The organism is Lacrimispora sp., assembly GCF_031982545.1.
Classification (GTDB): Bacteria; Bacillota; Clostridia; order Lachnospirales; family Lachnospiraceae; genus Lacrimispora.
The window spans coordinates 294,007-320,742 of the sequence record NZ_DALYXB010000004.1 but is presented as its reverse complement, the minus strand read 5'-3'; the positions used below and the strand labels follow the sequence as shown (position 1 = coordinate 320,742).

Below are 26,736 nucleotides of genomic sequence, written 5' to 3'. Positions count from 1 at the left end.
CATACTCATAAAGGGAGGAAGAGAGAGGAAACAGGACATGGGATTAGTAAAAATGAAAGATTTGCTAAATCAGGCATCAGAGCAAAATCGGGCGGTGGGAGCATTCAGCGTTGGTAATCTGGAGATGATAAAAGGTGCGATAAAGGCAGCTGAAGAAATGAATACTCCCATTATCTTACAGATTGCAGAAGTCCGTCTGCCACATTCCCCGCTGTCACTCATGGGGCCTATGATGGTGGAAGCTGCAAGGAACGCAAAGGTAGAGATTGCAGTTCATTTAGATCACGGCAAGACCATTGGTGTGTTGAGACAGGCTCTGGAATATGGATTTACCTCAGTCATGATGGACGGCTCCACACTTCCCTTTGATGAGAACATAAACAAAACGTTGGAAGCAGCCCGTCTGGCAAAAGAATATGGGGCTACCGTAGAAGCGGAGCTTGGTCTTGTTGGTGGAAGTGAGGATGGGAGCACAGATGAGGGAATCCGCTGTACCAATCCGGAAGACGCGAACGTATTTTGTGAAAAGACAGGTGTGGACGCGTTGGCTGTAGCCATTGGCAATGCCCACGGCAACTACCCGGTAGCACCCAGACTGGCATTTGATGTTTTAAAGGCAATTGATGAAAAGACAGATGTTCCCCTGGTACTGCATGGCGGAACCGGAATCACACCGGAAGACTTCAGAAAAGCGGTTGGACTTGGAATTCGCAAGATCAACATTGCAACAGCCAGCTTTGACAGTCTTACAAGGGAAGCTGAAAAGTATTTAAAATCAGAAGGCAGACATGATTACTTTGGACTGAATGAAGCCATGGTCCAGGGCGTATATGAGAATGTGAAGCAGCATATCAAGATCTTTAACTGTGTAGAGCCGCTATAATAATAACTATTAAATAAATAAAACCGCTAAGAAAGGAATGGATAGAAAGATGGGAGAAGTAAAAACATTAAAGTATTTTGTAAACGGTCAGTGGAAGGAATCTAAAACAACAAAGTATACAGATGCCTTTGACCCAAGCACTGGTGAAATAATTGCGAAAGTACCATGCTGTACTCCGGATGAAGTGGAAGAGGCTGTAGCAGCAGCGAAAGCAGCATTTCCATCCTGGTCAGCAACTCCGGTTATTAAAAGAGTTCAGATTCTTTATAAGCTGAGAGATTTACTGATCGAGCATATGGATGAACTGACCATGCTGGTAGCAAAAGAAAACGGTAAAAACTGGGAAGAAGCTCAGGGTGATGTGCTGAAAGCAAAAGAAGGAACCGAGCAGGCCATCAGCGCTCCGTCACTGATGATGGGAGAAAGTTTAATGGACGCTTCCAGCGGATTTGACACAGTATTATACCGTATGCCTCTGGGTGTATTTGCAGGTATCGTGCCATTTAACTTCCCGGCCATGATCCCAATGGGCTGGATGACTCCCATGTGTATCGCATGCGGTAACACCATCGTATTAAAAGCAGCGTCCTTTACTCCTCAGTCCAGCATGCGTATCGCTGAGCTGTACAAAGAAGCAGGACTACCGGACGGCGTAATTAATATCGTTACCTGCTCCAGAAACGAAGCAGAGATTCTTCTTACACACGACGATGTTAAGGGAATTACCTTCGTAGGTTCCACATCTGTCGGAAAGCATATTTATTCCACAGCTGCAGCAACAGGAAAGAGAGTTCAGGCTCTTTGCGAAGCCAAGAACCACGCACTTGTATTAAAAGATGCTCCTGTTAAACGTGTGGCAGCAGGTATTATCAACTCCACATTTGGCTGTGCCGGTGAAAGATGTATGGCTCTTCCGGTAGTAGTTGTTCAGGAAGAAATTGCTGATGCACTTGTAGCAGAAATCGTAGCTCAGGCTAAGAAGTTAAAAGTGGGACCAGCTTATGACAAAACCACAAATCTTGGACCAGTTATCAATCAGGCACACAAAGATTCTGTTGTAAAATGGATCGAGACAGGAATCGCAGAAGGTGCCAAGGTGGTACTGGACGGCCGTGATGTAGTAGTAGAAGGATTTGAAAACGGATTCTACTTAGGGCCAACAATTCTTGATCATGTTACTCCTGAAATGAGCGTAGGCGAAAGAGAGATCTTCGGACCGGTACTTTGCATTAAGAGAGTAAAGAACTTCGAGGAAGGACTTGCAGTCATGAATGCCAATCCATTTGCCAACGGTTCTGTTATCTTTACACAGAATGGTCGCTATGCAAGAGAGTTTGCAAGACATACAGACGGCGGTATGATCGGTATCAACGTAGGAATTCCGGTTCCGGTTGGTATGTTCCCATTCAACGGCAATAAGCTGTCATTTATCGGAGATCTTCACTGCTTGGGAAAAGATGGTTTCAGATTCTATACAGAGAATAAAGTGGTTACCACCAGATGGTTCGACGAAGAAACTGGAGAGTCCACGGCTGTTAATACCTGGGATGGAACAATCTAAAATTTGTTTTTATTGAAAAAATAGCACGCATACACTTGCGTGCTATTTTTATGTGTGATATGATGGTTGAAGTGAATTGCTTAAAGGAGAGAACAGATGGCGGGAACGATTCGGGAAATAGCAGAGCGGGCAGGTGTGTCCAGAGGTACTGTTGACCGCGCGTTAAATAAACGGGGGCGGATTGACAAGGAAGTGGAAGAGCGGATCTTTCAGATTGCAGACGAAATCGGTTATGTGCCGAAAAAAGATAAGACGGCAGTAAAAAAGGAATCGGTTAAAATCGGCATTGTAACCCAGCTGGCTAAATCGTCATTTATGATTCCCATCAGAAAAGGGTTAGAAGATGCACAAAAGGAATTGAAAAAAAGAGGAATTGTCTTTGTAATGGAAGAGTGTGTTACTGTAAGCGAGGAAGAGCAGCTGGCAGCCATTGAAAGGCTGGAAAAAAACAAGGTGTCAGGCATTGCAATCATGCCTGTAGAATGCGATAAAATAAGGGATAAGATCAATTCCCTGATTGAACAGGGGATCTCAGTCGTAACGTTTAATACGGATATTGTAGGGACAAAACGAAGCTGTTTTGTAGGCCAGGACAACAAACGGAGCGGACGCACGGCGGCTGGGCTTATGGGAATGCTCACCGGCGGACAGGGAAAGATTCTCGCTATTACAGGATATTTTGGGAATAGTGTTAACAGTATGCGTGTAGACGGGTTTGTGGATGAGATAAAGAGGACATTTCCGGGGCTTGAGCTTGTAGGAGTACAAAGCAGCTTTGACGAAAAGGAAGAGGTGGAAAAAATCCTTGTCAACACCCTGACTGCTTATCCGGATCTGCAGGGTGCGGTGATATTCTCAGGAGGCCAGGGGGGCGTAAAAAAGGCGTTTGAAGAGCTGAAGCTGGAAAAAAAGCCCCATATTATTATCTATGATATGACCACGGGAAATATCAAAGCTCTGGAAGAAGGAATTGCGGATTTTCTCATTGACCAGAATGGTTATACACAAGGGTACCGCGCCCTGTTCATCCTTACGGATATCATGCAGTCTGGGAGCAGAAAAGAGCAGGAATTTTTTTACACGGATATAATTATTAAAACAAAATACAATATTTAAAATCACCATGGAATCAGGGGTCTGTTCAGGATAAAAAACAGGTCCTGATTTTTTTTATTAACTAAGCGAAATCACTTGCACGCGGACTGCGTGCGTGGTATAATGTAGGCACATGAGATGAGCGAAAAAGCACGCAAACAGATGGGAGAGGTGTGACGATGGAATATATAAAATTTAACGAAGCCAGAGAGCTTGATTTAATACTTCTTGGCAGAGTTGCCATTGATTTTAACCCTGCTTATAATGAGCAGGTGAAGGAAGAGTTTAAACCGCTTAAAAAGGTTCACATGTTTGAAAAATTTGTAGGTGGTTCTCCTGCCAACATTGCCGTAGGCGTGACAAGACATGGAATGAAAGCCGGATTTATCGGAAAAGTATCCGATGACCAGTTCGGCGAATTTGTAGTGGATTATTTTAATGAACAGGGAATTGATACCTCCCACATTACAAAATGTAAAAACGGAGAAAAACTGGGACTTACTTTTACAGAGATGCTGTCCTCCAGCGAAAGCAGCATTCTGATGTATAGAAACTGCATCGCTGATTTACAGCTGAGCGTGGAAGACATCGATGAAGAATACATTAAAAAGGCAAAAGCAATTTTAATTTCAGGCACTGCACTTGCTGAAAGCCCATCAAGAGAAGCGGCTCTTAAGGCTGTAATGCTGGCTAAGAGAAACGATGTAAGAATTATATTTGACATTGATTACAGGGCATATAACTGGAAAAATACAGATGAGTTATCCATTTACTACTCAACGGTTGCTAAAGAAGCGGATATTATTATGGGATCAAGAGAAGAATTTGATCTGACGGAAAAGCTGATTAAACCTGGTATGACAGATGAAGAAAGTGCCGCCTTATGGCAGGGATATCATGCAGCAATCGTGGTGATTAAGCATGGTATGAAGGGGTCTACCGCATATACCCGGGATGGCCAGTCATTTTCCATCAAACCGTTCCCGGTAGAGGCAAGAAAAGGCTTTGGAGGCGGAGACGGATATGGTTCCGGTTTCTTATATGGTCTGTATGAGGGCTGGGATATTATTGACTGCCTGGAATTTGGTTCTGCGGAAGCTTCCATGATGGTAAAGAGCAATAACTGCTCGGATTCTCTTCCCGCACCAGAGGAAGTGCATGCATTTATAAAAGAGGAAAAGGAAAAATTCGGTGAGATGATCGCCCGTGTATAAAAATATAAAGGAGAGCGGAACATGTCAAAAACAATAAGAATGACAACAGCACAGGCACTTGTAAAGTTCCTGGATAACCAGTATGTTTCAGTGGATGGAACAGAAATAAAGTTTGTTGAAGGCTTTTTTACAATCTTCGGCCATGGAATTGCAGTTGGTCTGGGAGAGGCGCTGGACACGAATCCGGGACAGCTTCGGGTTCTTCAGGGAAGAAACGAGCAGGGTATGTGCCATACAGCCATTGCATTTGCCAAACAGAACCAGCGCAGAAGAATTATTCCCTGTGCGTCCTCAGTAGGACCTGGCGCTGCCAATATGGTGACTGCCTGTGCCACTGCTACCGTCAATAACATTCCGTTACTGGTATTTCCGGCTGATACTTTCGCATCCAGACAGCCTGATCCGGTGCTTCAGCAGTTAGAGCAGAGCAGCAGCCTTGCTACTACCACCAACGATGCATTTAAACCGGTTTGCAAGTACTGGGACAGAATTACAAGACCTGAGATGATTATGAGCGCATTGATTAATGCCATGCGTGTGCTCACTGACCCGGCAGAGACGGGAGCGTGCTGTATTTCCCTTTGTCAGGATGTAGAGGGAGAATCCTTTGATTATCCTGAGTATTTCTTTAAGAAACGGGTTCATAAGATTACAAGACCTGTGGCAGTGGAAGAAGAACTGGAAGAGATTGCTGACATCATTGCAGAAGCTAAGAAGCCTATCGTGATTGTGGGCGGAGGAGTTCGTTACTCAGATGCAGGAGAAGTCGTAGAACAATTCTGTGAGGAATTTAAGATCCCGTTTGGAGAGAGTCAGGCTGGAAAGAGTGCCTGCAAATCAAGCCATCCATACTGCCTGGGCGGAATCGGAGTGACCGGTACTTATGCCTCCAATGTCATTGCAAAGGATGCAGATGTGGTAATCGCCATTGGAACCAGACTGAGCGATTTTACTACCAGCTCCAAGTGGCTGTTTAAAAGAGAAAATGTGAAATTTGTTACTATAAATAACAGCAGATTCCATGCCTATAAGATGGATGCATCCATGGCAGTGGGAGATGCAAAAGTAACCGTAGAGGCACTGACAGAAAAGCTGAGAGAAAAACAGTATGCGTCCCAGTACCGGAATGAGATCACAGATGCAAAGAAAAAGTGGGATGAAGAGATGGTACGCCTGGGCAGCATTGAGTATACCGGAGATGATTTCGAGCCCATTATCAAAGCTAGAGATCCCAGAACAATTCCGGAATTTGTCCGTCTGACCAATGGTAAGATTACCCAGACCGCAGCACTGGCAGCAATCAGAAAAGTGATTGATGCAGATGCCACAATTATTACTGCAGGAGGTTCCCTCCCAAGCTGTATGCAGCGTATGTGGACTACTGACAAGCGGGGCGGATATCATGCTGAGTATGGATATTCCTGTATGGGATATGAAGTGGCAGCAACCCTGGGCGTCAAATTTGCAGAGCCGGAACATGAGGTTTACTGCGTAGTCGGCGATTCCAGTTTTCAGATGCTGCACAGTGAAATTATGACCATTATGCAGGAAAGACAGAAAGTCAATATCCTGATCTTTGATAACTGCGGCTTTGGCTGTATCAACAACCTGGAGATGAACCATGGAATTGGTAGTCTTGCAACAGAGTACCGCTATACAGACGGAAAAAAACCAACCGGCGATTTAATCCCTGTTGACTATGCAAAAGTGGGAGAAGGTTATGGATTAAAGACTTATACGTGCTGTACCATTGCAGAGCTGGAAGATGCATTAAATGATGCCAAGAGCCAGGAGAAAGCCTGCCTGTTTGACTTAAAGGTAATTCCAAAGACCATGTCCGACGGATATGAATCCTGGTGGAATGTGGGACTTGCTGATACGTCTGAAAAAACCAGCGTAAACGAAGCATTTGGAAGAGTCATGGAAGGCAGAAACGCAGCAAGAAAGTATTAGACGGCCGGACATGACCGGAAAGGAAGATAATATGAGTCAGGTATTCGGATATCCGGAATTTGATGAGTCCGGAGAGAAGATTTTAACAACTTATACCAATGAGTATAAGGAGATGAACATGGACATTCGTGTATACCGCATGAAAGCCGGGGAGACCAGAACCTTTTTAAAAGAGGAAGAGGAAACAGCTGTGCTTCTTTTAAAGGGAAAGATCATATACCGTGGCGGCAATGTGGAACAGGAAGCCTCAAGAATTGATGTTTTTACGGAGGGACCATGGTGCCTGCATGGCTGTGTAGGAACAGAGATTTCCGTGGAAGCAAAAGAGGATTCAGAAATTTTAGTCCAGTCAGCAGAAAATAAAAGAACCTTTGAAGTAAAACTGTATCAGCCTGAAGATGCACCATGGAAGTATTCTTCTGTGGGCAAGTTTGGCAATGTGGCAAAACGGCAGGTGAATACGATTTTTGATATAGAGATCGCTCCTTACTCCAATATGGTTTTAGGAGAAGTTTTAAATGATCGGGGAAACTGGTCCGGTTATCTTCCACACAGACATCCACAGCCGGAGACCTACTATTTCCTTTTTGACCACCCGGAAGGATTTGGTGCAAGCTTTGTAGGCGACCAGGTATTTAAAAGCACAGATGGAAGCTTTTCCGCAATTCCGGGAGGGGAACTTCATCCCCAGGCAGTGGCTCCGGGATACCAGATGTATACCTGTTGGATGATCCGCCATCTGGAGGGCAATCCATGGAATCAGACTGACCGCAACGAAGATGAACGATACGTGTGGCTGCATGATGCGGAGTTCTAAATGACACAGGGGTTAATCGCCGCGAAACCAGCGGTATAAAAATATGATAAGACAGGGAAGGGAAGCAAAAATGTTAAACAAGGAGAAAGTTAAATTAGGAATTGCACCAATTGCATGGACAAATGATGATCTTCCGGATTTAGGTAAGGAGAATACCTTCGAGCAGTGTGTCAGCGAAATGGCACTTGCAGGATTTACCGGTTCTGAAGTGGGTAATAAATACCCGAAAGATCCGGAGATTTTAAAGAAGGCTCTGGAATTAAGAGGGGTTGAGATCTGCAATGCATGGTTTTCCACATTCTTAATCAGCAAGCCTTACGAAGAGACTGAGGCAGAGTTTGAGAAGCATGTAGCTTTCTTAGCTGCCATGGGCGCCAGGGTAGTGGGTGTTTCCGAGCAGAGCTACAGCACACAGGGAATTCAGGATCAGCCGGTTTTCGAAGGAAAGCATGAGATGGACGACAGAGAATGGGATCTTCTGTGCACAGGCTTAAACCGTCTTGGCAAGCTGTCCAAAGAAAAATACGGTGTGGCATTAACATTCCACCATCATATGGGAACCGTAGTTCAGTCAGCTGCAGAGACTGACCGCATGATGGAACATACAGATCCGGAATATGTAAGCCTGCTTTTTGACAGCGGTCATTTTGCTTACTGCGGAGAGAATCCGGTTGAGATGGTAACAAAGCATATCAAACGTATTAAACATGTTCATTTAAAAGATATCCGTCCAGAAGTAGTTAAAAAGGTGAGAGAAGAGAAGATGAGCTTCTTAGCAGGCGTTCGCGCAGGCGCATTCACCATTCCAGGCGATGGTTGTGTAGAGTTCGAGCCAATCTTCAAGGTGCTGGAAGATGCAGCTTATGAGGGATATATGGTAGTGGAAGCAGAGCAGGATCCGGCTAAAGCCAATCCGTTAGAATATGCAATTCGCGCAAGAAAGTTCATTGCTGAAAAAACAGGTCTTTAATTTAAAGGATAAAAGGAGAAGAATATTATGGTAACCGTAGGAATTATCGGAGCAGGCAGAATCGGAAAGGTTCATACCGCAAGCATCTGCAATATCGTTAAGAACGCAACAATTAAGACAATTGCTGACCCATTTATGAACGAGGAAACAGCAAACTGGGCAAAGAGCATGGGTGTATCCAATACAACCAAGGACTATAAAGAAATTCTGGCAGATCCAGAGATCGATGCAGTATTAATCTGCTCCTCTACAAACACTCATTCTCCTATCTCTGTAGAAGCAATTAAAGCTGGAAAGCATGTATTCTGCGAGAAGCCAATTGATCATGATGTAGACAAGATCAAAGAAGTAATTGATGCATTAAAGGACAGCAAGGTTAAATATCAGGTAGGCTTTAACCGCCGCTTTGACCACAACTTTGAAGCAGTGAGAAATGCCGTTGCAGCAGGAAAAATTGGCGATCCACATATCATTAAAGTGACTTCCAGAGACCCTGAGCCACCAAGCGCAGAATATGCAGCTGTATCCGGCGGTATGTTCCTTGATATGACTATTCATGATTTTGATATGGTACGTTACCTGGCTGGATGTGATGCAGAAGAGATCTATGTACAGTCTGCAGTTTTAGTTGATCCTGCTATTGGAGAAGCTGGCGATGTAGATACTGCTGTTATCACCATCAAGATGGAGAACGGCGCAATTGCAGTGATTGATAACTCCAGAAAAGCAGCTTACGGCTATGACCAGAGAGCAGAAGTGTTCGGCTCCAAGGGCATGGTTGCAACTTCTAACGACACAGAATCCAGTGCAGTTTTAAGCACGGCTGACGGTGTGACTGGCGAGAAACCTCTTTACTTCTTCTTAGAGCGTTATATGCAGTCCTTTGCAAAAGAAGTGAACTGCTTTATTGAAGCCATTGAGAATGATACAGACACTCCTCTTGGCGTATTAGATGGTTTAAAACCGGTATTAATGGGAATCGCAGCAAAGAAATCTGTGAAAGAGCACAGACCGGTTAGAATCTCCGAAATTACAATGTAAGACAAAGGACCTGCCTCTTATCTGGCAGGTCTTTTTTTCAATATCCTTCAGTTAGCTTATAAAGTACAAAAAGTGCATAGTAACCGGGAAAGAAAAAGCAATTTCTGCGCTGACGTTTCCGTTCAAACATGTTAAATTAATAGCATATTTTATTAGATATAGTTCATTACAGAAAAGAGGAGTTATCATGTATCAATTGGAACAGATGTTGATCGGCTGGGTGGAGCGTTATGATCTGGTCTATCAGACCAGTTTGCTTTTACGGATTATTGTAGCTGGATTTTCGGGATATTTAATTGGATACGAACGAAAAAACCGGAATAAAGGGGCTGGAATGAGAACCCATGCTATCGTGGCTATGGGAGCTGCTCTTATGATGGTTGTATCCAAGTACGGCTTCCGGGATATTCCGAATTTTGACGGCTCCAGAATTGCTGCACAGATTGTATCGGGAATTGGTTTCCTGGGAGCGGGCGTCATTTTTGTAAAGAATAATTCAGTCAGCGGTCTGACTACTGCTGCCGGGATCTGGGCAACTGCAGGAGTGGGAATGGCGGTAGGAGCCGGTGCTTATTATCTGGGCTGCGGTTCTGCGTTTCTGTTAATTATGATACAGGTTTTGCTCCATGATGTTCCCTTTTTGTCCAAGGAACCTTACCGTTGCATGCTGAAAATCAATACATCCCATTATGACGCCGTTATTACAGAGTTGTTCCATAAGCTCAGTGAAGATAAGGTAAAGGTGCTGAATGTAAAGATAGGGAAATCCAAGGACGGTACCAAGATCGAACTGGATCTGCTTTATCCCGCCGGATATGAAAAAAATGATCTGGTTATCCGTCTGTCAAATGATAAACGGATTGATTCTGTCAACGGATAGAATGAGAAAAACAAAAATTGCAATAATTATTGAAAGAAAGACAAAAATAATGTAGAAGCCTTGCGGGTAAAAGGGATATACTCATCGGGTAAGTACATGAGAAAAAGTAAAGTGGGAAATTTATGATAAAACATCTTGTTGCAGATTTACACACTCATACAGATATAAGCAGGCATGCTTACAGTACCGTTTATGAAATCATAACGGCAGCAAAGGATTCCGGTTTAATGGCTGTAGGAATCAGCAACCACTGTCCGGCTCACCCGGATGGGGCGCCTGAAGGTCATTTTAGAAATCTCAGGGTGATACCGGAGTGGGTGGACGGTATCCGCGTATATCGGGGAGCAGAATTGAATTTCACTGACTTTGGAGGTGAAATCGATTTAAGCCCTGATACCATAATAAACCGTCTGGACTATACCATAGCCTCTTTTCATGAGGATGTGACAGCACCGGGAAGCATAGAGGATCATACAAAAGCGTATCTTCATGCAGCAGAAAATCCGCTGGTGGATATGATAGGTCACAGCGGGACTGCCTGTTATGAATATGATTATGAACGGGTGATACCGGAGTTTGGAAAGAATGGTAAGGTGGTTGAGATTAATGAAGGAACCTTTCATGTCAGGAAAAGTTCTGCACAAAATTGCCGGATCATTGCCAGACTCTGTATGAAATACAGCGTTCCTGTGATAATCAGTTCTGATGCGCATTTTTGCCGCAGTGTGGGAGTGTTTGAAAAAGCACTTTCCATGTTAAACAGCCTGAACTTTCCGGAAGAACTGGTGGTAAATGCAGACATGAAGCGGTTAGAGTCCTGGTTTCTTCATAAACGGAGAGTATAGTATAGAAGAGAATGCCGGGGCGTTGCTGCGCTCCGGCAGTTGTGCGCGGAAGGGAGCGGATAAAAATGAAGTATTATATCGGAATAGATTTAGGCGGAACCAATATAGCCGCAGGTCTGGTAGGAGAAGACGGAACACTTTTTACCCGCCTGTCTGTACCAACCAGAAGCGGAAGAAGTGCAGGGGAAATCGTTCAGGATATGGCGGAGCTGGCTAAGAAGGCTGCAGACGAAGGAAATATTGCCTGGGAAGAGATTGAAGCGGTAGGACTTGGAGTACCGGGGACGGCCAATAAGGAGACCGGTATGGTGGAATATGCCAATAATCTGGGATTTTATCATGAGCCGGTGGTTTCCATGATGGAGAAGGCACTTCCTGGTAAAAAAATTCGATTTGATAACGATGCCAATGCGGCTGCCTTGGGAGAATATATAGCAGGAAGCGGAAAAGGTGTAAGCTCCATGCTGGCGGTTACTCTGGGAACCGGTGTAGGCGGCGGAATCATACTTAACGGAAAACTTTTTGAGGGAATTAATTATGCAGCAGGAGAATTTGGTCATTTCACCATAGACCGGAACGGAATTCCCTGCAATTGCGGAAGAAAAGGGTGTTTTGAGGCCTATGCCTCTGCGACTGCCCTGATCTCACAGACGAAAGAGGCGATGCTTGAACAACCACAATCCATCCTCTGGGAACTTTGCGGCGGGGAGATTGAGCTTGTGGAGGGTAAGACACTTTTTGACGGTGTCAGAAGACAGGATGAAACGGCGCTTCTGGTATTTGACCGGTATATTGAATATCTGGCAGCGGGTCTGCTGGATTTAATCAATATATTCCAGCCGGAGTTAATCTGCATCGGCGGAGGCATCAGCAAAGCCGGAGATCTGCTGTTAGAACCATTGAAAAAGGTAATTGACCAGGAAGATTATGCAAGAACTTCAAAACGCAGGACAAGAATCGTTCCAGCTGTGTTGGACAATGATGCAGGGCTTATCGGAGCTGCTTTGTTAGACTAGAAGAAAAGAGGACAATAATTATGAAACGATATATGGGACATCTGATACGTTCCGCAGAGAAGCGTGTGGATCATTTCTTAAGCACTCAGGTCACCAATGAGAAGGATCCTTTTTATGGCGGAATGAAACGTGCCATTTTAGAGGTAAAGCCAACCATCTATGTAATGGCAGATGCAGCTTCGGTTTATTTAAATTCTGAGAGCAGATATTATAAGGACGCTGCGCTTCTTCGTGCCATGGAGGCAGCTGTAACCTTTATTGCAAACTGCCAGAGAGAAGATGGAAGCTTTGATTATCCATCCTGTAATTTTAAATCTGCGCCGGACACCTCTTTTTGCTTTAAACGTCTCATCGCAACTTACCGTCTGTTTTTAAAATATACCGGGGAAGGCGAACTGGACAAACTGAAAGATGGTTACCGCTTTATACTGGAAGAATCCTTAAACGCTCTTTTAACTGGTGGTTTTCACACTCCAAACCACCGCTGGGGCATTACAGCTGCTCTGATGCAGGGTGCTAATCTTGTAAAAGAAGACAATCCTGAATTTGCGGCCCAGCTCCTTGCCCGGGCCGACCAGTATCTGGCAGAAGGAATTGACGGTAACGAGGAAGGGGAGTACGCAGAACGTTCCACCGGCAATTATAATGCAGTGGTTAACAATGCCATGATGGCAATGTATGAGGAAACCGACAATGAAAATTATCTTGGTTATGTAGAGCGAAACTTAAAAATGATGCTCTTTTACATTGACCCGGACGATACCATTTTCACACAGAACTCAACGAGGCAGGATCAGGGCAAAGCCGATTATCCGGACAAGTATTTCTACCAGTATTTATATATGGCTGCAAAAACGGGAGAAGAAATCTTTGACCGCGCCGCTCATAAAATCATCAAAGACAATATGGAGCGGGGGGATATGGCACCGGAATGCCTGCATATAATCATGCTTCATGATTTTATGGAACAGTATGAGTTTAAGGGCTGCGGCTTTCTGGATACCTACCACAAGCATTTTGAAGAAGCAGGCGTAATCAGAGGAAAGACTCCCAATTATGGCTACAGCATTCTCAAGGGGAAAAGTGCATTTTTGTTCTTGAAATTTAAAGAAACTCTGGTATATTTAAAAATAGGCGAAAGCTACTGTGATATCCGTAATTTCGTTCCCCAGACCATTGAAGAAAAAGACGGGGTCTGTGTTTTGACCTCTGTAGCCAAAGGCTGGTATTATCTTCCCTTTAAGGAAAAGCAGGATACAACTGACTGGTGGAAGATGGATCATAAGAAACGTGAGATATTAAACAGCAGTGAAATTCGTATGACAGTTACACTGAAAGAATTAACTGACGGTATGGAAGTGACTGTTAAGGCAGAAGGACTTGATAGAGCGCCTCTCCGTGTCGAAATTTGTATTCCAGCAGGCAGTGTTCTGGAAAATGAGCACTTCCACATGAGAGCGGAAAAGGCAGGAGAGATGGTTCTCAGGGACGGCTTCGTCAATCTGATTCACGAAGATCAGAAGCTTCTCATCGGACCGGGTTACGGAACACATGAGTTCGGCGGTCATTATTCAGGGGAGGAAATCAACACGACAGGCTTTACTCTCTATTTAAATGACTATACTCCTTATGAAAGAACGTTTTCCATTCGAAATATATAAAAAAAGCAGAGTCATATTTGCAAGATTGTTCATAATAAATATATCATATGCCAAAAGAGGCAGTTGTCCGGCTTGACGACTGTCTTTTTTACTACTTGGGTTATGGTGAAACTACTATTAACATATTAAAACTATAGAAAAATAGGATATATGTCGAAATATGTTGATAAAAGTAGGTAGTTCGTTATATAATGATTTTAACTTTTTCTGATTAATGACAGATAAGTTTTAAGGGACAGTATATGAAAGGAGAAAATTATGAAAAAGAATTTTATGAAACGTGCGGGCATTCTTTTGGCAGCTGTTATGGTGCTTGGAGGACTTACCGCGTGCGGCGGCAAAGATCCAGCAGAGGGAACAACGGCAGTATCCGGCAGCTCAGCAGGGGCTGGTGAGACGACAGCAGAGGCGGCTAAACCGTCTGAAGGAGGAGAAAGTACATTTACCTATGCCATCGCTGGTGATCCGGGCGCCAATGTAAATGTAATTACAACCAGTGACCGTTTTGGTCTTATGACTCTCAAGATGATTTATTCCCCGTTATATATGTATAATGCAGATGGAATTAACTATTTCCTTGCGAAGAGCATTGATACCTCCGATGATAATTTAACTTATACCATGCATTTACGCGACGATGTAAAGTGGTCAGATGGAGAGAAGTTTACCGCTGATGACGTTGTCTTTACATTCGAGGCTATGGAGAAGGAAGAGAACGCAGGCTGGGCTTATTCCCAGTTAGTATATAAGGAAGGTGCGGTAAAGATCGAAAAGGTTGATGATTATACTGTTAAATTAACCATGCCTTTTGTAAATTCCGCAGCAGTGGAGATGTTCTCCCAGATTTTCATCATGCCAAAGCATGTGTATGAGAATGTAACTAATTTTGAAAATAATGATGTCAATACAAAACCAGTGGGAACCGGTCCTTATGTAATGTCTGAATACTCAGCAGGTTCCTATGTGAAGTTCACAAAGAATGAGAACTATTTCCTGGGAGCACCTTCCATTGACAATATCGTATACCGTATTATTGAAAATGAGAATACAGCCATGACTGCAATTCAGAGCGGCGAAGTAGATGCATGGATTGGTACTCCGGCTCAGGTTGCACAGATGAATCTGGATTCTGCTAACCTGACTGTTTATCCTTATCAGGAAGGCCGCGTAGGATATATGATGATCAATGCAGCCCGGGTTCAGAATGAGGATTTAAGAAAAGCAATTCTGTATGCTCTGGATAAGAAGGCAATTGCAGATGCGGCTCTCTTAAGCTCTGATTATTATGATCTGCCATGGAGCTTCATGCCACCAAACAGCAAGTTCTTTACAGAGGATGTGGAGAAATACGAGCAGAACCTTGATAAATCCAAAGAATATCTTGCAGCTTCCGGCGTACAGAAACCTGAACTGAACCTTGCATACAGCGGATCAGACAGCTTACAGTCTACTTCAGCTTTACTGGTACAGGAACAGCTTGAAAAGGCTGGATTTAAAGTGACTCTTTCCGGTATTGATTCTAAGGCGCTCAGCCAGCAGATGAAGGATAAGAATAATACCTATGATATGTACTTTGGTGGTTATATCATGGGAATTGATCCTGACACATTCTCCAGCTTATTTGAAACAGGCGCTGGATTCAATTATATGTATTATGATCAGCCTGAAATCAACGAACTGTTTGCACAGGGACGCAAAGAAACAGACGAGACAAAACGGAAAGAAATCTACACCAATATTCAGAAGAAGATTCAGGATACAGCCTGCTTCTATCCGTTATATTCCAACAAACGCCTTTTAGTGGTTTCTAAAAATGTATCAGGTATTGATGCTGCAAAGCTGGTTCCTGTTTATACCTTTGAGGATACCTCCAAGTTACAGAAAAAGTAATTGCAACTGCAAAAAAGAGAGAGAATGGTGTTTCGCTGCTTTAGCTGCAGCAGACACCTCTTTCTTTATTAAGGAGAAATGATATGGCCAGATATATATTGAAACGAATATTAACAGCCATCCCTATGGTCCTTCTTATAACGGTTTTATGCTTTGCGCTGATGCATTTTGCGCCCTATGATGCCATTGACGCCATGACAACCCCTAAGATGTCACAGGAGACAATTAATTTAATCAAAGCAAAATACGGTTATGACCAGCCGGTGTATGTTCAGTATGTCCGCTGGCTTGACGGGATTATGAACGGTAATTTCGGATATTCCATCGTGACGAAACAAAGTATTGCGGCAGATCTTGCGGTGAGACTTCCCAATACGATAAAACTGGTACTTCCCGCTTTTATAACCGCTTATATCCTGGCGGTTGTTCTGGGTCTTATTGCTGGTGCCAATAAAAATAAAAAAGCGGATAAGATCATAGATGCGGTTTCTTCCGTGGGAATTGCAGTTCCCTCCTTCTGGTTTGCCATGCTTCTCATTTTTGCTCTGGGTTATAAACTTAAACTTCTGCCCATTGTAGGAATGCACGCAGTGGGTAAAGAATCTTCCATAGCTGATTTTTTAAAGCACTTCATTATGCCGTTTCTTACTCTTACGGTTTCTTTTATGCCGGCAAACATTAAGTTTGTCCGTTCCTCCACCCTGACCCAGTTTTCTGAAGATTATGTTCTGGTACAGCGGGCGTTTGGCGCAACGAAAAGTGAGATCATGTTTAAGCATGTATGTAAAAATGTGCTTCTGCCTGTAATTACGCGCCTTGGTATGGCACTGCCTCTTCTGGTGACAGGAGCCATCATCACGGAATCGGTGTTCAGCTGGCCGGGAGTAGGCCCTTATTTCATCAAAGCGATTCAGGGAATGGATTACCCAATTGTTATGATCATTCTGGTGCTGTCCTCCACTCTGGTTATTCTGGGAAACCTGCTGTCGGATATTTTGTACTGTCTGATCGATCCGCGGATTAAGGAAATGGGGTGACGGGACATGAGAAAAGAAAAGACAAATAAAGATAAATCAATACGGATTGACAGTGTAAAGCTGGCTTTAAAACATGATAAAGCGGCAGTTATTTCCCTCATCCTTTTAGGTATCATTATCCTGTTTGCACTTCTGGCACCGTTTCTTCCCATGGAGCCGAATGCAACGGATATTGCCAACAGACTGAAAGAACCGTCTCTTACCCATTGGTTTGGTACGGATGAAGTCGGAAGAGATTATTTTGCAAGAGTGGTCTATGGCGGCAGGGTTTCCCTGATCGTAGCGTTTTTAGCCATGCTCACAAGTTTAACCATTGGTGTGGCGGCAGGAACCATTGCAGGCCTAAGCGGCGGTATCGTGGATATGATTCTGATGAGAATCGTTGATATCCTTCATTCCATACCGTGGATGGTACTGGTTACCGTTGTCAGCATTTTCTTAAAGCCGGGAATTCAGTCTATTATACTGGTTATTGGCCTTTTTACATGGATGGAGATTGCGCGGCTTGTGCGGGCCGAGACGCTGTCTTTAAAAGAGCGGGAGTTTATTCTTTATGCTGGTTTTTCCGGAGTCAGTAAATGGAAAATAATTATCAGCCATATTATACCGTCGGTTTTCCCGACTATTATTGTGGCGGCTACCACCAGCATGGCTAATGCTATTATGACGGAATCTTCCTTAAGCTTTCTTGGAGTTGGTATTCAGCAGCCCATGTCTTCCTGGGGAAGCCTTTTGCAAAATGCCCAGGGAACCATGCAGAACAGTTTTCATATGGCTTTGATTCCGGGTCTTTTAATTATTATCACAATTTTTGCTTTTAATAAACTGGGTAATCTGCTCCGGGTCTATGTAGAACCAAAGGTAATGAGCGGTGAGAAAGAGTAAAGGAGGGACGAAGAATTGGAAGAGACATTAAAAAAGAAAGAAAAAATACTGTCTGCTGCAGACATTCGGACCACCTTCCATACTCATGGCAGGACCGTGCAGGCCGTGCGTGGAGTTAGTCTTTATGTGGAATCCGGTGAGATTCTGGCAGTGGTTGGAGAATCAGGAAGCGGAAAAAGTGTACTTATGAAATCGGTTATGGGACTGATGCCTGATAATGCAGAGGTGAAGGCTGATGAACTTATGTTTGCCGGGCAGGATATGCTGGCTATGGATCCGGAGCAGTTAAGAAAGATGCGGGGAAAAGAAATGGCCATGATTTTCCAGGATCCCATGACTGCCTTAAATCCTTTAAAGACCATCGGCTTTCACTTAATGGAGGTATTAAAACGCCACCGGGGAATGGATAAAGAAGCGGCAAGAAAAGAATCGGTTGCGGTATTAAACCAGGTGGGAATTCCCTCTCCAGAGAAGCGGTTGGGACAGTATCCGCACGAATTTTCCGGAGGAATGAGACAGAGGGTTTTAATTGCCATGGCTCTTTGCTGCAGGCCAAAGCTTTTAATTGCCGATGAACCTACCACTGCTCTTGATGTGACAATTCAGGCACAGATCCTGGATCTGCTTAAGAGCCTTCAGGAAGAAACCGGGATGAGCATTATTCTCATCACCCATGACTTAGGGGTGGTAGCCAGCTTAAGCCATAGAATTGCTGTTATGTACGGCGGACTTTTAATGGAGGAAGGAACTACAGAGGAGATCTTCTATTCTCCAAAGCATCCTTATACCAGAGCACTTCTTCATGCAGTACCAAAACCCCGTTCAGCAGGGAAAGAACGACTGGAACCCATACCGGGCATGGCACCATCACTGATTAACCCACCATCTGGCTGTCCTTTTGCGGAACGGTGCAAATTCGCCTGTGAAGACTGCAGGAAAGAAATTCCCCAGTACCGCACTTACAGCGAAACTCAGAGAGCCTTGTGCATCTATTCCGGGGAAGAGCTGGATCATAAGGAAGGGGAGGTAGAATCCCATGGATAATAAAAACAATGAGATACTTCTGGAAGCCAGAGATCTTTGCAAGTATTTTCCAGCCAGAGATTTCTTTGGCAGGAAGAAAGCGGAGGTAAAGGCAGTTGATCATATTAATCTTGCCATCCGAAAAGGAGAGACTTTTGGTCTGGTAGGAGAATCCGGGTGCGGAAAATCCACCCTTGGCCGTACTTTAATCCGTATGTATGATCCGACTTCCGGTTCCATTTTGTTTAAAGATCAGGATATCACCGGCTTAAAGGGAAGGCAGCTTCTTCCTGTTCACAAACAGATGCAGATCATTTTCCAGGATCCTTATTCTTCCTTAGATCCCCACCACAATGTGCGGGAGATATTAAAAGAATCCCTGACTGCAGTTTCCGGCTTATCCACAGATGAGATGGAAGGCAGAATGGAAGAGATCTTAAAAAAGGTTGGTTTGAAATCGGATGATATGTATAAATATGCATATGAATTTTCCGGCGGACAGCGTCAGAGAATCGGGATTGCCAGGGCTTTGTTAGTAGAACCCGAATTTCTTCTGTGCGATGAGCCCATCTCCGCCCTCGACGTATCCATACAGGCCCAGGTGGTTAACCTTTTGGAGGATTTACAAAAGGAAATGGGACTTACCTATCTGTTTGTTGCCCACGATTTATCCATGGTCCGCCATATTTCCACCAGGATCGGTGTGATGTATTTAGGAAGACTGGTAGAGATTGCAGACAGTGATGAGCTTTATGAAAATCCCCTGCACCCCTACACAAAGGCTCTGCTTTCCGCCATTCCACTGGCAGATCCAAAGCTGGCAGCCCAGTCAAAACGGGTGATGCTAAGCGGCGAGCTTCCAAGCCCCATGAATGTTCCAACTGGTTGTCATTTCCATACCAGGTGTATGTATGCCAGGGAAGACTGTAAAAACCATATTCCGGAAATGTTGGAATTTTCTCCCGGTCATTTTGTATCCTGCCCCTATGCAGGGGAAAATAATTCTTGACTTTTGATGCAAAACTTTTTATAATAACAACAATATAAAAACGCAACCAGGCAAAGGCGCCTAAGAACTTAAGATTCTTAGGCGTCTTTGTGCTTTTTTTCAGAAATTACGCAGAGAGGGGCTGGAAACATGCCAGATATGGTGAAAGTTGAAAACTTAAAAAAGAACTTCGGAGACCTTGAGGTGTTAAAGGATATCAGTCTTACGGTCAGGGAAGGGGAAAAACTGGTTATCATCGGACCATCCGGCTCCGGAAAATCCACGTTTATCCGTTGTATTAACTATTTAGAGGAGCCTACCAGCGGTACCATTACCGTGGCAGGAACACAGGTTACAAAGAAAAATCATTTGGAAATGGCAAAAAAATATTCATCTATGGTATTTCAGCAATTTAATTTATATCCCCATCTGACTGTTCTGGAAAATCTGACACTGGCACCCGTTAAACTTCAGCACGTTCCCAAGGAAGAAGCAAAAAAGATAGCGATGAATTGTCTGGAACGTGTGGGTTTAAAAGAAAAAGCGGGTAATTATCCGGTACAGCTTTCCGGCGGACAGCAGCAGAGGGTGGCAATTGCCAGAGCACTATGCACGAAACAGCCGCTGATTTTATTTGATGAACCAACTTCAGCACTGGACCCTGAGATGGTGCAGGAGGTATTAAATGTTATGGTGGAGCTGGCTCATGAGAATATCACCATGATCTGTGTGACACACGAGATGGGCTTTGCCCGTCAGGTCGCAGACCGTGTAATTTTCATGGATGGTGGGTATATTCTGGAAGAGGGAACACCGGAACACTTCTTTGAATGTCCGGAACATGAGCGGACAAAAGCGTTCTTAAGCAAAATCCTTCATTAGGGTGATGTTTAATATAATAAGATGATTGAGGAGGAAACAATTATGATGAAGAAAATGTTATCCCTGGCACTGACGTTTGCTATGGCAGCGACCTTAACCGCATGCGGTTCCAAAGCACCGGAGACAACCGCCGCACCGGCAGATACCAAAGCTGCAGGTTCTTCTGCAGAGGCAACAACCGGAGCAGGTGCAGCAGGTACAGCTGCAAAAGACGTACAAAAGATTATTGACCGTGGAGTATTAAAAGTAGGCTGTAAGTCAGATATTCCAAAGTTCAGCTTACAGAATACAGCAACCGGACAGTACGAAGGTTTTGAAGATGATCTTGCATATGAGATTGCCGGATCCATCTTCGGATGCAGCGCAGCCGAGGCAAAGGAAAAGAAACTGGTGGAATTCCAGGGCGTAACGGCTAAAACAAGAGGACCTTTATTGGAGAATGGGGAAATCGATCTGGTTATTGCAACCTTTACCATTACACCAGAAAGAAAAGAAACCTATAATTTCTCCACACCATACTATACCGATGCAGTTGGTCTTTTAGTAAATAAAGATTCCGGAATCAAATCCATTCAGGATTTAGACGGGAAAGTAATCGGTGTGGCTCAGTCTTCCACAACGAAGGACGGATTTAAAAAGTATGTGGATGAAAAGGGATTAAAGGTAAATCCGCAGTTCCAGGAATTTGATGGTTATCCTGCACTGGCTCAGGCACTGGCAACCAAGCAGATTGACTGCTTCTCTGTTGACCGCGCAATTCTTGCAGGTTATGTAAACGATGGCAATCTGATTCTGGAAGACCGCTTCGCAGAGCAGGATTACGGTGTTGCAGCTGCAAAGGGAAATACAGGTCTTGCAGAGACTGTAGAGAAAAAAGTTACTTCCATGCTTTCTGATGGTTCCATGAAGAAACTTCAGGATCAGTGGGGATTACAGTAAGCTGTTTTAGTAAAGGAAAAATGACATGATTAAAGGTCTTTTTGATGGAAAACGATGGAGTGCCCTCTTTGCGGCATTCCCCGAATATTATATCCCTGGATTTATTATGACGCTTAAAATATCACTGGTAGGACTGGCGGTTGCGCTGGTCCTTGGAGTGATATTTGGCATGTTCTCATCATCCAAGTGGAAGCTGCTTAAAATCATTTCACGAATCTATGTGGAATTCATACAGAATACGCCTCTGGCTTTACAGGTCATGTGTTATTACTCAGTTCTTCCCATGCTGTTTTCCAGTTCCGGGTTTCGTATCCCTAAGTTCGTATTAGGGGTCATCGGGGTAGGCGTCTATCATGGTGCCTATATTTCTGAGGTCATAAGAACTGGAATTGAAGCGATACCGAAGGGGCAGTCTGAGGCAGCAGCATCTCAGGGTTTTAGCTATCTGGAAACCATGTATCATATCATTCTGCCTCAGACCATTAAGATTATTATGCCGCCTCTTGCCAATCAGGCTTTAAATCTGGTTAAGAATACTTCCATACTTGCCATGGTTGCGGGCATGGATCTGATGTATTTTACGGATTCATGGGGCGCTGACAGAGGGTATTTTGCCCAGGCATATTTTACAAGTGCAGTGATGTACTTTATTATCTGTTTCCCGTTAGCCAGACTGGCAAGATATTTGGAGATCCGCTCCATGCGGCTGCCGGTTGCAAAAAAGCTTGATATACAGGCAGACGAGGAGGCAGCATGTTAGAATTATTTCAACAGATATTTACACCGGCAAATGTACTTTTCATGCTGAAGGGCTTACGGATGACGGTGATGATCGCCGTGCTGGCTACGATTCTCAGTATATTTTTCGGAACCATACTTGCACTGATTCGTACTTATTCTTCTGATAAATGGAAGTGGGCCGGAACTTTGGTAGCAGTCTATACAGAATTCTTCCGCTGTACCCCCAATCTTTTATGGATTCTCTGGATCTATTTTACTGTAAAAGGGAATAAAGTGGGAGTATCGGTATTTGCCATTACCCTTTTCACTTCTGCAGTTGTGGCAGAGATCTTCCGGGGTGGATTAAATTCCATTCCCAAGGGACAGTTTGAAGGGGCTCAGTCCCAGGGATTCAGCTTTTTACAGACATTATGGTACATTGTGCTGCCTCAGACATATAAGAAGGTTATTCCGGCTCTCTTAAGCCAGGTTATTACCATTATAAAGGACACCTCTTTCTTAAAGATGGTAGATGTAGCCGAATTCATGAGAAACTGCGCCGTTGTCCTGGGCAGTATCTACGATGTCAGAGGAATGATGATGCTGTTTGCTTTCGAGGCACTTTGCTATTTTGCCATCTGTTTTGCCCTCAGCTGTGTAGTCAGGGGATATCAGAAAACAATTGTAACCGGTTAGGGAGGTACATCTGTTATGGAGAAGTTTACGATCACCATTACCCGTGAGTTTGGCAGTCTTGGGCGTTCCATTGCCAGGGAACTGTCACAGATTCTGGGAGTGGAGTTTTATGACCGGGATATTGTGGAGGAAGTTGCAAATAAGCTGAATCTGCCGGTTTCAACAGTCAGCAACGAGGAGGAAAAATCCAGGCACAGCTTTCTTCCAAGAATGTTCCCTCTTGGAACTGACGAAGAATATATGCAGGATATTATATTTGATGTGCAGAAGGATATAATTCTTAATCTGGCGAATAAATCAAGCTGTATCCTGGTTGGCAGATGCTCTGATTTTCTTCTTGAAAAGAAAAAAAATAACATCAACATTTTTATCTACGCTTCTTACGAAAAACGTCTGCAAAACTGCGTGGATACACTTGGTATGACAGAGCTGGAAGCAAAACGGATGATTCTTTCCGTAGACAAAGCTCGAAATGCATATCATAAAAAATATGCAGGCTATTTACCTGGTGATCCGGAGCACAAGCAGCTGATGATTGACTCCTCTTTACTTGGCGTGACTGGAACCGCAAAGTTAATCGCAGAGATTGTACATCAGTTATTTGAATCATAAAATGAATTCAGAAGTTTCCTATTAAAATAGGCCTTTTTGGTGAAACTAGGATGGGAGTCCGAACGTTTGCCCAAAAGGCCTGTTCTATTGACAAGTGAAATATCAGGTACTAAACTTAGAAAAGGCAGGTCATAAAATAGGACCGAGTATCGGGTTTTAGGAGGAAACAGATGTGAGATATAAATTAGACAAAAAACTGATTCCTGTAAAGGGGGAAGAAACTATATCTGAGGATGATGTCCTGATCGATATTTTAAGCAAGGAAGAATACTTAAAGGGACATCATACCCGTTACGAGGATCATATACTAATCCGGAGTCTGGAACGGGGCCAGTACTGCAGAACAGATTTATTAAAAGACTGTGTGGTCGGTACCCTGGTAATACCTGTAAAGAAAAATCCTTTGAAACGCCCACTGATATTTGGTTATTATATGAATGAAAACCGCCTGATCCTGATTGATGACAGCGGAGAAGCGGAAAGAATGTTAAAGGAGATTGATAAGACGCAGATTTTTGAGAAAACTTATCCGGCTCATCTCCTGTTTGAGTTTCTGGAATATCAGGTCAGAGATGACATTGAATATCTTCAGAAATATGAGGAATACTTAACGGAAATGGAAGACAGAATCATGAGCGGCAGAAGGGAAAAGGAAGACGTGCTGGGAATCATTCTAAAGGCCAGAAAGGAACTTGCAAAGGTGGCGTCTTATTATGGGCAGCTGATGAATATGAGTCAGACATTAACAGAGAATTATAATGGTCTGTTAAAGGATGAAGAACGGGCCCTGTTTCACCTGTTTGCCGGCAGAGTGGCAAGGCTTTTGGAATACGGGAGAGAACTGAGAGAATACGCTCAGCAGATTCGGGAGATGTATCAGGTGAGAATGGAAATGAAGCAGAATCATGCATTATCCTTTCTGACTATGGTGACCGCTGTTTTTGCTCCCCTGTCTCTCATAGCAGGCTGGTACGGCATGAATTTTAAAAATATGCCGGAGCTTAACTGGACTTATGGATATCCCCTTTGTATTCTTTTAAGCATCCTTTTGATTGGATTGGAAATATGGTATTTTACGAAAAAAGGGTGGTTAAAAAAATAACAGGAGACAGGAATAAAATTCTCACAAAACAGTAAAAAAAATAATATGATTCCCTTGACATGAAAAAAAAAACCTGTTATACTTTACTTTCGTGTGAAACGAGAGGATGAAGGTCTGAAACGTGCCTGATACCTCTCGTTTTATTTGCGATAGTGTGTTTGTGCGGCCGTCGGCAACATAAGAACCCGGCTGGCAATGAGAAAGGAATTAATCATTTATGGAAACAGTTAGATTTGATGAGTTACAATTAGATGAAAGAATTCTGCGGGCAGTAGCAGATATGGGATTTGAAGAGGCATCTCCGATCCAGACCCAGGCAATTCCGGTTCAGATGGAAGGAAGAGATATTATTGGTCAGGCCCAGACAGGAACGGGAAAGACCGCTGCCTTTGGAATTCCCCTGTTACAAAAAGTTGACCCTAAGGTAAAAAAGCTTCAGGCGGTGGCCCTCTGTCCAACCAGAGAGCTTGCTATTCAGGTGGCAGATGAGATCCGCAGGCTTGCTAAATATATGCATGGTGTGAAGGTCGTCCCTATCTACGGCGGCCAGGACATCGTGAAACAGATCCGTTCCTTAAAAGACGGTACTCAGATCATCATCGGAACACCGGGACGTGTTATGGACCATATGCGCCGGAAAACCGTTAAGTTTGATTTTGTCCATACAGTTGTTATGGATGAGGCAGATGAGATGCTGAACATGGGGTTTTTAGAGGACATGGAAACCATTTTAAGTCAGCTTCCCGAAGATCGGCAGACAGTTATGTTTTCAGCTACCATGCCTCCGGCAATTTCGGACATTGCAAGAAAGTTCCAGAAAGAACCGGTAAATGTAAAGGTAGTGAAGAAAGAACTGACAGTGCCGAAAGTAACCCAGTATTACTATGAGGTGAAACCAAAGAGTAAATTGGAAGTAATGTGTCGTCTTTTAGACATGTATGCACCGAAGCTTTCCGTTGTTTTCTGTAACACGAAAAAGCAGGTAGATGAACTGGTACAGTCCCTTCAGGGAAGAGGATATTTTGCGGAAGGTCTTCACGGAGACTTAAAGCAGATCCAGCGTGATCGTGTCATGAACAGCTTCCGTAACGGTAAAACAGAGATTCTTGTGGCTACTGATGTAGCAGCCCGAGGAATCGACGTAGACGACGTTGAAGCGGTATTTAACTATGACCTTCCTCAGGATGACGAGTATTATGTACACCGTATTGGCCGTACAGGTCGTGCCGGCCGTGAAGGAATCGCATTTAGCTTCGTGGTTGGTAAGGAAGTATACAAGCTTCGTGACATTCAGCGTTACTGCAAGACCAAGATCGTACCTCAGGCAATTCCATCACTCAACGATGTAACTGCCATTAAGGTAGACAAGATTTTAGAAGGCGTTGCAGCTACCATTGGTGATACAGATCTCAGCAAAACAGTTAATATCATCGAGAAGAAGCTGTTGGAAGAGGATTACACTTCTCTTGATCTGGCAGCGGCTCTCTTACGTAAGATGATGGGTGAAGAGAATGAAGATATCATCGATACCAGAGAACCTCGCAACCTTGACGAGCTGGAAGGCTTCGGAGGCGGAAACAACAGCAGAGGCGGCAGAGGAAGAAGCAACAGCAGCAGCCGTGGAGGAAACAGCGGAAGATATGATTCCTCTTCCAGAGATGATATGGCTCGCTTATTCATTAACATCGGTAAGAACCAGAATGTCAAACCAGGAGATATTCTTGGTGCCATTGCCGGAGAATCCGGTATGCCCGGCAAGATGGTTGGAAGCATCGACATGTATGACAAATATACATTTGTAGAAGTTCCAAGAGAAAGCGCTGATGCTGTGTTAACTGCTATGAAGGATGTAAAAATTAAGGGTAAAAATATCCATATGGAAAAAGCCAACGGAAAAGGCAAATAAATTTTCGGGAGCTAAACAACGAAGGAAGACGGCCTGTCTTACCGGAGGTGTTTAGCTCCTGTTTTTTTCTTGCTTCCTGATAGAAAACAGGATACAATTAGTTCAAATGAGGAGTCAATT

Annotated in this window: 24 protein-coding genes; all 24 read left to right on the top strand. The window is 43.9% G+C overall.

What is annotated here, in order from left to right:
* Positions 1-37 precede the first annotated feature (37 nt).
* The 24 genes from ABS301_RS09110 (at position 38) to ABS301_RS08995 (ending at position 26,616) form a co-directional block, all read left to right on the top strand.
* On the top strand, positions 38-883 hold the full coding sequence (locus ABS301_RS09110) for a class II fructose-bisphosphate aldolase (protein WP_349671926.1): 846 nt from the start codon (positions 38-40) through the stop codon (positions 881-883).
* A gap of 49 nt (positions 884-932) precedes the next feature.
* Positions 933-2,444: a CoA-acylating methylmalonate-semialdehyde dehydrogenase gene (locus tag ABS301_RS09105; protein ID WP_349671925.1), complete on the top strand. Its 1,512-nt coding sequence runs from the start codon at positions 933-935 to the stop codon at positions 2,442-2,444.
* Positions 2,445-2,540: 96 nt separating this feature from the next.
* Positions 2,541-3,560: a LacI family DNA-binding transcriptional regulator gene (locus ABS301_RS09100; RefSeq protein ID WP_349671924.1), complete on the top strand. Its 1,020-nt coding sequence runs from the start codon at positions 2,541-2,543 to the stop codon at positions 3,558-3,560.
* A gap of 158 nt (positions 3,561-3,718) precedes the next feature.
* A complete protein-coding gene (gene iolC, locus ABS301_RS09095; protein ID WP_349671923.1) occupies positions 3,719-4,753 on the top strand; it encodes a 5-dehydro-2-deoxygluconokinase in 1,035 nt (344 codons plus the stop codon).
* 21 nt (positions 4,754-4,774) lie between these two features.
* Positions 4,775-6,706, top strand: coding sequence for a 3D-(3,5/4)-trihydroxycyclohexane-1,2-dione acylhydrolase (decyclizing) (gene iolD / locus ABS301_RS09090; protein WP_349671922.1), 1,932 nt, complete (start codon positions 4,775-4,777; stop codon positions 6,704-6,706).
* 31 nt (positions 6,707-6,737) lie between these two features.
* A complete protein-coding gene (locus ABS301_RS09085; protein WP_349671921.1) occupies positions 6,738-7,523 on the top strand; it encodes a 5-deoxy-glucuronate isomerase in 786 nt (261 codons plus the stop codon).
* A 70-nt stretch (positions 7,524-7,593) separates the two neighbouring features.
* Positions 7,594-8,493 (top strand): myo-inosose-2 dehydratase, encoded by a 900-nt coding sequence (gene iolE, locus ABS301_RS09080; protein WP_349671920.1) that lies wholly within the window; start codon positions 7,594-7,596, stop codon positions 8,491-8,493.
* Between the two features lie 27 nt (positions 8,494-8,520).
* Entirely contained in the window at positions 8,521-9,534 is a 1,014-nt protein-coding gene (iolG, locus tag ABS301_RS09075) for an inositol 2-dehydrogenase (protein WP_349671919.1), read from the top strand.
* Between the two features lie 187 nt (positions 9,535-9,721).
* Positions 9,722-10,414, top strand: a complete 693-nt coding sequence (locus tag ABS301_RS09070; RefSeq protein ID WP_349671918.1) for an MgtC/SapB family protein — start codon at positions 9,722-9,724, stop codon at positions 10,412-10,414.
* Between the two features lie 122 nt (positions 10,415-10,536).
* The gene (locus ABS301_RS09065) at positions 10,537-11,259 is read left to right on the top strand and encodes a phosphatase (protein ID WP_349671917.1); all 723 of its coding nucleotides are present in this window, start codon (positions 10,537-10,539) and stop codon (positions 11,257-11,259) included.
* 65 nt (positions 11,260-11,324) lie between these two features.
* Positions 11,325-12,275, top strand: coding sequence for an ROK family protein (locus ABS301_RS09060; protein ID WP_349671916.1), 951 nt, complete (start codon positions 11,325-11,327; stop codon positions 12,273-12,275).
* Positions 12,276-12,295: 20 nt separating this feature from the next.
* Entirely contained in the window at positions 12,296-13,936 is a 1,641-nt protein-coding gene (locus ABS301_RS09055; RefSeq protein ID WP_349671915.1) for a hypothetical protein, read from the top strand.
* Positions 13,937-14,194: 258 nt separating this feature from the next.
* Complete coding sequence (locus ABS301_RS09050; protein WP_349671914.1) at positions 14,195-15,826, top strand: ABC transporter substrate-binding protein; 1,632 nt, start codon at positions 14,195-14,197, stop codon at positions 15,824-15,826.
* A gap of 83 nt (positions 15,827-15,909) precedes the next feature.
* Positions 15,910-16,863, top strand: coding sequence for an ABC transporter permease (locus ABS301_RS09045; protein ID WP_349671913.1), 954 nt, complete (start codon positions 15,910-15,912; stop codon positions 16,861-16,863).
* A 6-nt stretch (positions 16,864-16,869) separates the two neighbouring features.
* Positions 16,870-17,748: an ABC transporter permease gene (locus tag ABS301_RS09040; protein ID WP_349671912.1), complete on the top strand. Its 879-nt coding sequence runs from the start codon at positions 16,870-16,872 to the stop codon at positions 17,746-17,748.
* A gap of 15 nt (positions 17,749-17,763) precedes the next feature.
* A complete protein-coding gene (locus ABS301_RS09035; protein ID WP_349671911.1) occupies positions 17,764-18,792 on the top strand; it encodes an ABC transporter ATP-binding protein in 1,029 nt (342 codons plus the stop codon).
* Positions 18,785-19,780 (top strand): ABC transporter ATP-binding protein, encoded by a 996-nt coding sequence (locus ABS301_RS09030; RefSeq protein WP_349671910.1) that lies wholly within the window; start codon positions 18,785-18,787, stop codon positions 19,778-19,780. The genes ABS301_RS09035 and ABS301_RS09030 overlap by 8 nt, the downstream gene beginning before the upstream one ends.
* Before the next feature lie 129 nt (positions 19,781-19,909).
* Entirely contained in the window at positions 19,910-20,641 is a 732-nt protein-coding gene (locus tag ABS301_RS09025) for an amino acid ABC transporter ATP-binding protein (RefSeq protein WP_349667320.1), read from the top strand.
* 42 nt (positions 20,642-20,683) lie between these two features.
* Positions 20,684-21,580 carry a transporter substrate-binding domain-containing protein gene (locus ABS301_RS09020; RefSeq protein WP_349671909.1) on the top strand — a complete coding sequence of 299 codons (897 nt, stop codon included), beginning with the start codon at positions 20,684-20,686 and terminating at the stop codon, positions 21,578-21,580.
* Between the two features lie 25 nt (positions 21,581-21,605).
* On the top strand, positions 21,606-22,340 hold the full coding sequence (locus tag ABS301_RS09015; RefSeq protein WP_349671908.1) for an amino acid ABC transporter permease: 735 nt from the start codon (positions 21,606-21,608) through the stop codon (positions 22,338-22,340).
* A complete protein-coding gene (locus tag ABS301_RS09010) occupies positions 22,334-22,996 on the top strand; it encodes an amino acid ABC transporter permease (RefSeq protein WP_349671907.1) in 663 nt (220 codons plus the stop codon). Before ABS301_RS09015 ends, ABS301_RS09010 begins: the two co-directional genes overlap by 7 nt.
* Before the next feature lie 15 nt (positions 22,997-23,011).
* On the top strand, positions 23,012-23,608 hold the full coding sequence (locus tag ABS301_RS09005) for a cytidylate kinase-like family protein (protein WP_349671906.1): 597 nt from the start codon (positions 23,012-23,014) through the stop codon (positions 23,606-23,608).
* A 172-nt stretch (positions 23,609-23,780) separates the two neighbouring features.
* On the top strand, positions 23,781-24,710 hold the full coding sequence (locus ABS301_RS09000; protein WP_349671905.1) for a magnesium transporter CorA family protein: 930 nt from the start codon (positions 23,781-23,783) through the stop codon (positions 24,708-24,710).
* 217 nt (positions 24,711-24,927) lie between these two features.
* Positions 24,928-26,616 carry a DEAD/DEAH box helicase gene (locus ABS301_RS08995; protein WP_349671904.1) on the top strand — a complete coding sequence of 563 codons (1,689 nt, stop codon included), beginning with the start codon at positions 24,928-24,930 and terminating at the stop codon, positions 26,614-26,616.
* Positions 26,617-26,736: the final 120 nt, after the last annotated feature.

Coding starts and splice junctions, on each gene's coding strand:
- ABS301_RS09100 (WP_349671924.1), top strand. CDS start 2,541: ATGGCGGGAACGATTCGGGAAATAGCAGAGCGGGCAGGTGTGTCCAGA.
- ABS301_RS09010 (WP_349671907.1), top strand. CDS start 22,334: ATGTTAGAATTATTTCAACAGATATTTACACCGGCAAATGTACTTTTC.
- ABS301_RS09015 (WP_349671908.1), top strand. CDS start 21,606: ATGATTAAAGGTCTTTTTGATGGAAAACGATGGAGTGCCCTCTTTGCG.
- ABS301_RS09070 (WP_349671918.1), top strand. CDS start 9,722: ATGTATCAATTGGAACAGATGTTGATCGGCTGGGTGGAGCGTTATGAT.
- iolG (WP_349671919.1), top strand. CDS start 8,521: ATGGTAACCGTAGGAATTATCGGAGCAGGCAGAATCGGAAAGGTTCAT.
- iolC (WP_349671923.1), top strand. CDS start 3,719: ATGGAATATATAAAATTTAACGAAGCCAGAGAGCTTGATTTAATACTT.
- ABS301_RS09025 (WP_349667320.1), top strand. CDS start 19,910: ATGCCAGATATGGTGAAAGTTGAAAACTTAAAAAAGAACTTCGGAGAC.
- ABS301_RS09110 (WP_349671926.1), top strand. CDS start 38: ATGGGATTAGTAAAAATGAAAGATTTGCTAAATCAGGCATCAGAGCAA.
- ABS301_RS09040 (WP_349671912.1), top strand. CDS start 16,870: ATGAGAAAAGAAAAGACAAATAAAGATAAATCAATACGGATTGACAGT.
- ABS301_RS09005 (WP_349671906.1), top strand. CDS start 23,012: ATGGAGAAGTTTACGATCACCATTACCCGTGAGTTTGGCAGTCTTGGG.
- ABS301_RS09085 (WP_349671921.1), top strand. CDS start 6,738: ATGAGTCAGGTATTCGGATATCCGGAATTTGATGAGTCCGGAGAGAAG.
- ABS301_RS09045 (WP_349671913.1), top strand. CDS start 15,910: ATGGCCAGATATATATTGAAACGAATATTAACAGCCATCCCTATGGTC.
- ABS301_RS08995 (WP_349671904.1), top strand. CDS start 24,928: ATGGAAACAGTTAGATTTGATGAGTTACAATTAGATGAAAGAATTCTG.
- ABS301_RS09055 (WP_349671915.1), top strand. CDS start 12,296: ATGAAACGATATATGGGACATCTGATACGTTCCGCAGAGAAGCGTGTG.
- ABS301_RS09105 (WP_349671925.1), top strand. CDS start 933: ATGGGAGAAGTAAAAACATTAAAGTATTTTGTAAACGGTCAGTGGAAG.
- iolE (WP_349671920.1), top strand. CDS start 7,594: ATGTTAAACAAGGAGAAAGTTAAATTAGGAATTGCACCAATTGCATGG.
- ABS301_RS09060 (WP_349671916.1), top strand. CDS start 11,325: ATGAAGTATTATATCGGAATAGATTTAGGCGGAACCAATATAGCCGCA.
- ABS301_RS09065 (WP_349671917.1), top strand. CDS start 10,537: ATGATAAAACATCTTGTTGCAGATTTACACACTCATACAGATATAAGC.
- iolD (WP_349671922.1), top strand. CDS start 4,775: ATGTCAAAAACAATAAGAATGACAACAGCACAGGCACTTGTAAAGTTC.
- ABS301_RS09020 (WP_349671909.1), top strand. CDS start 20,684: ATGATGAAGAAAATGTTATCCCTGGCACTGACGTTTGCTATGGCAGCG.
- ABS301_RS09050 (WP_349671914.1), top strand. CDS start 14,195: ATGAAAAAGAATTTTATGAAACGTGCGGGCATTCTTTTGGCAGCTGTT.
- ABS301_RS09030 (WP_349671910.1), top strand. CDS start 18,785: ATGGATAATAAAAACAATGAGATACTTCTGGAAGCCAGAGATCTTTGC.